This window comes from Micromonospora sp. CPCC 205558 (assembly GCF_036902955.1).
Classification (GTDB): Bacteria; Actinomycetota; Actinomycetes; order Mycobacteriales; family Micromonosporaceae; genus Micromonospora.
The window spans coordinates 37,852-44,048 of the sequence record NZ_JBAKHR010000048.1; the positions used below are offsets into that span (position 1 = coordinate 37,852).

Sequence of the window (6,197 nt, forward strand, 5' to 3'; positions counted from 1 at the left end):
TCAGGCGGCGGTGGGGTGCGCCAGGGAGGCCAGCGCGCGCCGGACGTCGGCCAGCGAGACGGTCGCCGAGTCGTCCAGGTCGGCCAGGCCGGCCTCGATCCATTGGCGCATCAGCGTGGTGACCCCGATGCCCCGGGCGTCGGCGGCGGCGCGGACCCGCTCGTAGGTGTCCAGTGGCAGCCGCACCGAGCGGCTCACCATCGGCACGTCGCTGTCGGGGGTGGGCAGCTCCGCTGCCGGGCTCTCGTCGATCAGCTCGGCGATCCGGTCGCCGCCGTTGTGGAACTGCTTGGTCGCGTCGTTACGGTGCATCGTCACGGCCTCCTCATCTCCCGAGATCTCCGCACGGCCTCGTCGTAGCGCTTGGACTCGACGTCGCTCAGCTCGCGGGCGGAGAGGATGTCCCAGTCGTTGTCGGTGCCATCGGCCTCGGCGAGCAGCACCGCCAGCTTGCGGCCCCGACGGGCGGCGGCGTAGACCACCATCACGTCGTCACCCAGATGGCGGATGACCCGCCGGGCGCTGTGCAGCGCCTCCCAGACTTCCCCAGGTGTGACGTCGTAGACCCTCAGGTTGGCCAACGCCTCGTCGGTGAAGCTGAACCTGCTGCCCACGTCGCGGAGCGTACCACGCGCGTAACACGCAGCGCGATCAGTCGAAGTTCGCTGATCACGGACCTGCGGTGACAGGATGAGCCGTAACCCCTCGAGGAGGTCCATGGTGAAGCGTCAGGCGTACCAGCCGATTCTGATCACCGACGCCTCGCGCAGCCAGGACGATCAGCTCAACAGTCGCCAGCGCCGCTATGTCCTGATGATGGGCATCCGGGTGCTGTGCATCGTCGTCGGCGCGATCCTGGTCGGTGCGAACGCCCCACTGCTCTGGCTCTGGCTGCCGCTGTGTGGCCTCGGCATGGTGCTCATCCCCTGGCTGGCCGTGCTGCTGGCCAACGACCGGCCGCCGAAGGAGCAGCACCGGCTGGCCAACAGGTTCCACCCAAGCCGACAGGACGACACCCCGCCGATGAGTCTCACCGCCGAGGAGCGCCCACACAAGGTCATCGACGTCGAACCCTGACCCACGAGCGGGGCCAGGGTTCGCACAGTCACTGCCGCGCTACGACTGTGGCCGTGCGCCCGCCGTGGAGACGGCCAGCGCGCCCAGGTCGGTGGCGCGGCCCAGCGCCGCGCTCGGTGTGGCGCCCGCGAGCCACGCGGTGAGCAGACCGGCCGCGAAGGCGTCGCCCGCGCCCGTGACGTCCACCACCGCCACCCGGCGGGCCGGCGCCACGCACACCGGCGTGGTGCGGTCGACCCAGACCGCGCCGGCCGCGCCGCGCTTCACCACGACCCGCCGAGCCGTCGCCGACAGCGCCCGCCCCTGCGCCGCCGGGTCCAGCCCACCGGCCAACACCGTGGCCTCGTCCGCGTTGACCAGGAGCAGGTCGATGTCGCGTACCCAACTCAGGAACGCCGCCGCGCCCACCCGCCGCAACGGTGCCGCGGAGGCCGCGTCGACGCTGATGGTGAGCCCGCGCTCGCGGGCGGCGGCCAATGCCCGCAGCCCCGCGCCGCGCGACTCGGCGTCCAGCAGGGTGTACGCGGACAGATGCAGATGCCCAGCGTCGGGTGCCGCCGCGAGGGCCCGGTCGACGTGCGCCGCGCTCAGCCGCAGGTTCGCGCCCCGTTGGCTGACCATGGTGCGCTCGTCGTCGGCGGCCAAAACGATGACCATGCCGGTCGGGACGCCCTCGACCCGCTCGATCGCGCAGTCGACGCCGGCCCGGTCGAGCTCGGCCACCCGGTCCCGCCCGGCGTCGTCGTCACCGACGGCGCCGACGAGCGTGACGTTCACCCGCTGCGCGGCGACCCAGGCGGCGGTGTTGGCCGCCTGCCCGCCGCCACCGAGACTGATCTCGGCCCCGGTGTCCGAACCGGCGGCGAGCGGCCCGGACAGCACGGCGACCACATCGGTGATCACGTCCCCGACGACGACCATCCGGGCCGGTCGGGTCATGCCGGGACGGCGGTGCTGCGGGCCGCCGAGGCGACCGCGATCCGCGCGGCCAGATCGGCGTTGCGCAGGATGATCCGGACGTTCACCGCCAGGCTCGCGCCCTCGGTGGCCGAGTGGAAGTGCGCGAGCAGGTACGGCGTGACGGCCTTTCCGGTGATCCCGTCCCGCTCCAGCAAGGCCAGACCCTCGGTGAGCGTCCGGTCGTGCAGTTCCGGGTCGAGCTGCTCGTCGACCGGCAGCGGGTTGGCGATGAGCAGCCCGCCGGTGTGCACGGCATGCTCGTCCCGGGCGGCGAGCACGGCGGCGACCTGCTCCGGCGAGTCCACCGACCAGTCCAGGTCGAAGCCGGCGTCGGTGAGGTAGAAACCGGGGAACCGGCGGGTGCGGTAGCCGACCACCGCTACCCCGAGGGTCTCCAGCCGTTCCAGCGTCGCGCCCACGTCGAGGATCGACTTGACCCCGGCGCAGACCACCGCGATCGGAGTCTGCGCCAGGGTGACCAGGTCGGCCGACTCGTCGAAGGTGTGCGCGGCCTCCCGGTGCACCCCACCAAGCCCGCCGGTGGCGAACACGCCGATACCGGCGGCGGCGGCCACCGCGCTGGTCGCGGCCACCGTGGTCGCGCCGTCCGCGCCGGTCGCGGCAGCCACAGCGAGGTCGCGGACGGAGAGCTTGGTCACGCCGTCGACCGTGGCCAGCCGGGTCAGCTGCGCGTCGTCCAGGCCGACCACCAGCTCGCCGGCGATCATGCCGATCGTCGCCGGAACGGCCCCGGCGTCCCGAACCGCCCGTTCGATCTCCCGGGCCACCCGCAGATTCTCCGGCCGGGGCAGACCGTGCGAGACGATGGTGCTCTCCAGGGCGACGACGGGCCGGCCGTCGCGCAGAGCTGCGGCGACCTCGGTGCCGTAGCTGATGTGAAAGTCAGTCACATGGGCACCGTACGGGGTGGGGCCGCGACCGGCCTCAAGTGGACCCGGCCGTGATGACCTGCCAAACTTGACGATCGGAGGTGCAGACGTGAGCACAGAGGTTCTCGAGCGTCCAGAGCTGAAGGACGCCGACACCGGTCCCGAGATGTTCCACTACGTCCGCAAGGAGAAGATCGCCGAGAGTGCCGTCATGGGCACTTTCGTCGTCGCTCTCTGTGGCGAGACCTTCCCGGTCACCAAGGCGGCCAAGCCGGGTTCGCCGGTCTGCCCCAAGTGCAAGGAGATCTACGACTCGTACCGCGAGTGAACCTCGGCCGGCGCTCCGGCCAGCGACGTAGCCTGCGGCGGTGACCACCTCCACCGCCCTGCTCATCGCCGACCTGACCGGGGTGGCGGTGTTCGCCGCGTCCGGCGCTTCGGCGGCGGTGGCCAAGCGACTGGACCTGTTCGGCGTCGCGTTCGTCGGCTTCGTGGCCGCCCTCGGCGGTGGGATCCTGCGCGACCTGGTCATCGACGAGGTCCCGCCGCTGGCCTTCGCCGACTGGCGGTACGCGGCCACCGCCGCGATCACCGCGCTCGCCGTCTTCTGGCTGCACCCCCAACTGGCCCGACTGCGGACTACCGTGCTGGTGCTGGACGCGGCCGGTCTGGCGCTGTTCACCGTCACCGGCACGCTCAAGGCGCTCGACGCCCGGGTGCCGGCGCTCGGGGCCTGTCTCATCGGCATGCTCACCGCGATCGGTGGCGGGCTCGGCCGGGACCTGCTCACCGCCGAGATCCCGGTCGTGCTGCGCCGGGAGATCTACGCGCTGGCCGCGCTGGCCGGTTCGGTTCTGGTGGTGCTGCTGTACGCCACCGGGCAGGCCGGGCCCGCACCGCTCACCGCCGCCGCCGTCCTGGTCTTCGGGCTGCGCCTGATCGCGCTGCGTCGGCGCTGGTCCGCGCCGGTGGCCAGGTTGCGCCCTCCGCGTGCCGACGGGGCGGATCCACGCACCGACCGGGAGTGGTGAGCCGGTCGTCAGATGTGACCAGCGTGGCGTCGCCTGGGCCCCACGGGCCGCGCTGGTTATGCTGAGTCGGCCTTCGCGGCAGCTTCTGCGCGGAGGCGTTTTCATGGGCGGCGGATACTCGTGGCCCTCGCCCGGGGTCCGCCATCGTGCGGTCGGAGAGGAGCTTCGCGTGGCAGCCCGGACGCCGGTGCTAGAGACGTTCCCGGCATTACGCGCCTGGCAGCGCAAGGCCCTGGTGGAGTACCTGCGGCGGCGTAGCGACGACTTCACCGCGGTCGCCACGCCGGGCGCCGGCAAGACCACCTTCGCCCTGCGGATCGCGGCGGAGCTGCTCGGCGACGGCACCGTCGAGGCGGTCACCGTCGTCGCGCCGACCGAGCACCTGAAGAACCAGTGGTCCGACGCCGCGGCCCGGGTGGGCATCCAGCTCGACGCCGCCTTCCGCAACGCCGACCTGCACTCCGCTGCCGACTTCCACGGGGCAGTCGTCACCTATGCACAGGTGGGGATGGCGCCGCAGGTGCACCGGCGGCGCACCATGACCCGACGCACCCTGGTCATCCTCGACGAGATCCACCACGCCGGCGACTCCCGGTCCTGGGGCGACGGGGTGAAGGCCGCCTTCGAGCCCGCCGTACGCCGGCTGATGCTCACCGGGACGCCGTTCCGCTCCGACGACAACCCGATCCCGTTCGTCAACTACGAGCGGGGCGGGGACGGGCTGCTGCGCTCCCGCGCCGACTCGGTGTACGGCTACTCCGACGCGCTGCGCGACGGGGTGGTCCGGCCGGTGCTCTTCCTGGCGTACTCCGGGGAGACCCGCTGGCGGACCAACGCGGGGGAGGAGTTGGCGGCCCGCCTGGGTGAGCCGATGACCCAGGATCTGGTGGCGCAGGCGTGGCGTACCGCCCTGGACCCGGCCGGCGACTGGATGCCCCAGGTGCTGCGGGCCGCCGACGCCCGACTCACCGTGCTGCGCAACGCGGGCATGGCTGACGCCGGTGGTCTGATCATCGCCACCGACCAACAGACCGCCCGCTCGTACGCCAAGCTGATCGAGCAGGTGACCGGCGAGAAGGCCGCCGTGGTGCTCTCCGACGACCAGGGCGCGTCCGCCCGGATCGCGACGTTCGCGGCGTCCGACCAACGTTGGCTGGTCGCGGTGCGGATGGTGTCCGAGGGGGTCGACATCCCGCGACTGGCGGTCGGGGTCTACGCGACCAGCGCCAGCACGCCGCTCTACTTCGCCCAGGCGATCGGCCGGTTCGTGCGGGCCCGCCGGCCGGGGGAGACCGCGTCGGTCTTCCTGCCCAGCGTGCCGCACCTGCTCGGGTTGGCCAGCGAGATGGAGACCGAGCGCGACCACGTCCTCGGTAAACCCAAGGAAGCCGACGGTTTCGACGACGATCTGCTGGAACGTGCGCAGCGCGACGACCAGGCCAGTGGGGAGTTGGAGAAGCGGTTCGCGGCGCTCTCGGCCACCGCCGAGCTGGACCAGGTGATCTTCGACGGCGCGTCGTTCGGCACCGCGGCCCAGGCCGGGACCCCCGAGGAGGAGGAGTACCTCGGCCTGCCCGGCCTGCTCACCGCCGATCAGGTTTCGCTGCTGCTGACCAAGCGGCAGGCCGCACAGCTCGCCGCCCAACGTCGTCGTACGGCCGACGGGGCCGCTCAGCCGGCCGCTGCGCCCACCGCAGCGCCACCCGCACCGATGAGCGCCGCCCAGCGTCGCGTGGCGCTCCGGCGCCAACTGAACGCCCTGGTGGCCGCACGACACCACCGCACCGGCCAGCCGCACGGCAAGATCCATGCGGAACTACGCCGGCTCTGCGGCGGCCCGCCGAGCGCCCAGGCCACCATCGAGCAGCTTGAGGAACGCATCGCCACGGTGCAGACCCTCTAGCCCCACCCACATCGGCCCCGCGCCGGCCCTGTCCGGCCCCGCGCTGGCTGCATCGGCCTCGCGCCGGCCGTGTCCGGCCCCGTGCCGGCCTCGCGCCGGCCGTGTCCGGCCTCGCGCCGGCCGTGTCCGGCCTCGCGCCGGCCGTGTCCGGCCTCGCGCCGGCCGTGTCCGGCCTCGCGCCGGCCGTGTCCGGCCTCGCGCCGGCCGTGTCCGGCCTCGCGCCGGCCGTGTCCGGCCTCGCGCCGGCCGTGTCCGGCCTCGCGCCGGCCGTGTCCGGCCTCGCGCCGGCCGTGTCCGGCCTCGCGCCGGCCGTGTCCGGCCTCGCGCCGGCCGTGT

Annotated in this window: 8 protein-coding genes and 1 pseudogene; 5 read left to right on the plus strand and 4 right to left on the minus strand. The window is 73.1% G+C overall.

Annotated features, from left to right (window positions below; genetic code table 11):
- Positions 1 to 312 (minus strand): hypothetical protein, encoded by a 312-nt coding sequence (locus V6U86_RS31980; RefSeq protein ID WP_334510013.1) that lies wholly within the window; start codon positions 310 to 312, stop codon positions 1 to 3.
- Positions 313 to 314: 2 nt separating this feature from the next.
- Positions 315 to 614, minus strand: coding sequence for a hypothetical protein (locus V6U86_RS31985; RefSeq protein ID WP_334509993.1), 300 nt, complete (start codon positions 612 to 614; stop codon positions 315 to 317).
- Positions 615 to 717: 103 nt separating this feature from the next.
- Here V6U86_RS31985 and V6U86_RS31990 point away from each other — a divergent pair, with 103 nt between their 5' ends.
- Positions 718 to 1,077 carry a DUF3099 domain-containing protein gene (locus tag V6U86_RS31990; RefSeq protein ID WP_334509995.1) on the plus strand — a complete coding sequence of 120 codons (360 nt, stop codon included), beginning with the start codon at positions 718 to 720 and terminating at the stop codon, positions 1,075 to 1,077.
- A 39-nt stretch (positions 1,078 to 1,116) separates the two neighbouring features.
- Here V6U86_RS31990 and V6U86_RS31995 read toward each other — a convergent pair whose 3' ends face one another.
- Both V6U86_RS31995 and V6U86_RS32000 read right to left on the minus strand, forming a co-directional pair.
- The gene (locus V6U86_RS31995; protein WP_334509997.1) at positions 1,117 to 2,016 is read right to left on the minus strand and encodes a carbohydrate kinase family protein; all 900 of its coding nucleotides are present in this window, start codon (positions 2,014 to 2,016) and stop codon (positions 1,117 to 1,119) included.
- Positions 2,013 to 2,948, minus strand: a complete 936-nt coding sequence (locus tag V6U86_RS32000) for a pseudouridine-5'-phosphate glycosidase (RefSeq protein ID WP_334509999.1) — start codon at positions 2,946 to 2,948, stop codon at positions 2,013 to 2,015. The genes V6U86_RS31995 and V6U86_RS32000 overlap by 4 nt, the downstream gene beginning before the upstream one ends.
- A gap of 88 nt (positions 2,949 to 3,036) precedes the next feature.
- Here V6U86_RS32000 and V6U86_RS32005 point away from each other — a divergent pair, with 88 nt between their 5' ends.
- From V6U86_RS32005 to V6U86_RS32020, 4 genes and pseudogenes are all read left to right on the plus strand, one after another.
- A complete protein-coding gene (locus V6U86_RS32005; protein ID WP_007456912.1) occupies positions 3,037 to 3,255 on the plus strand; it encodes a DUF3039 domain-containing protein in 219 nt (72 codons plus the stop codon).
- 40 nt (positions 3,256 to 3,295) lie between these two features.
- Positions 3,296 to 3,958, plus strand: coding sequence for a trimeric intracellular cation channel family protein (locus V6U86_RS32010; protein WP_334510004.1), 663 nt, complete (start codon positions 3,296 to 3,298; stop codon positions 3,956 to 3,958).
- Between the two features lie 169 nt (positions 3,959 to 4,127).
- Complete coding sequence (locus V6U86_RS32015) at positions 4,128 to 5,861, plus strand: DEAD/DEAH box helicase (RefSeq protein WP_334510007.1); 1,734 nt, start codon at positions 4,128 to 4,130, stop codon at positions 5,859 to 5,861.
- Positions 5,862 to 5,962: 101 nt separating this feature from the next.
- Positions 5,963 to 6,197 (plus strand): annotated as a pseudogene (locus tag V6U86_RS32020) (hypothetical protein); the annotation flags it as partial.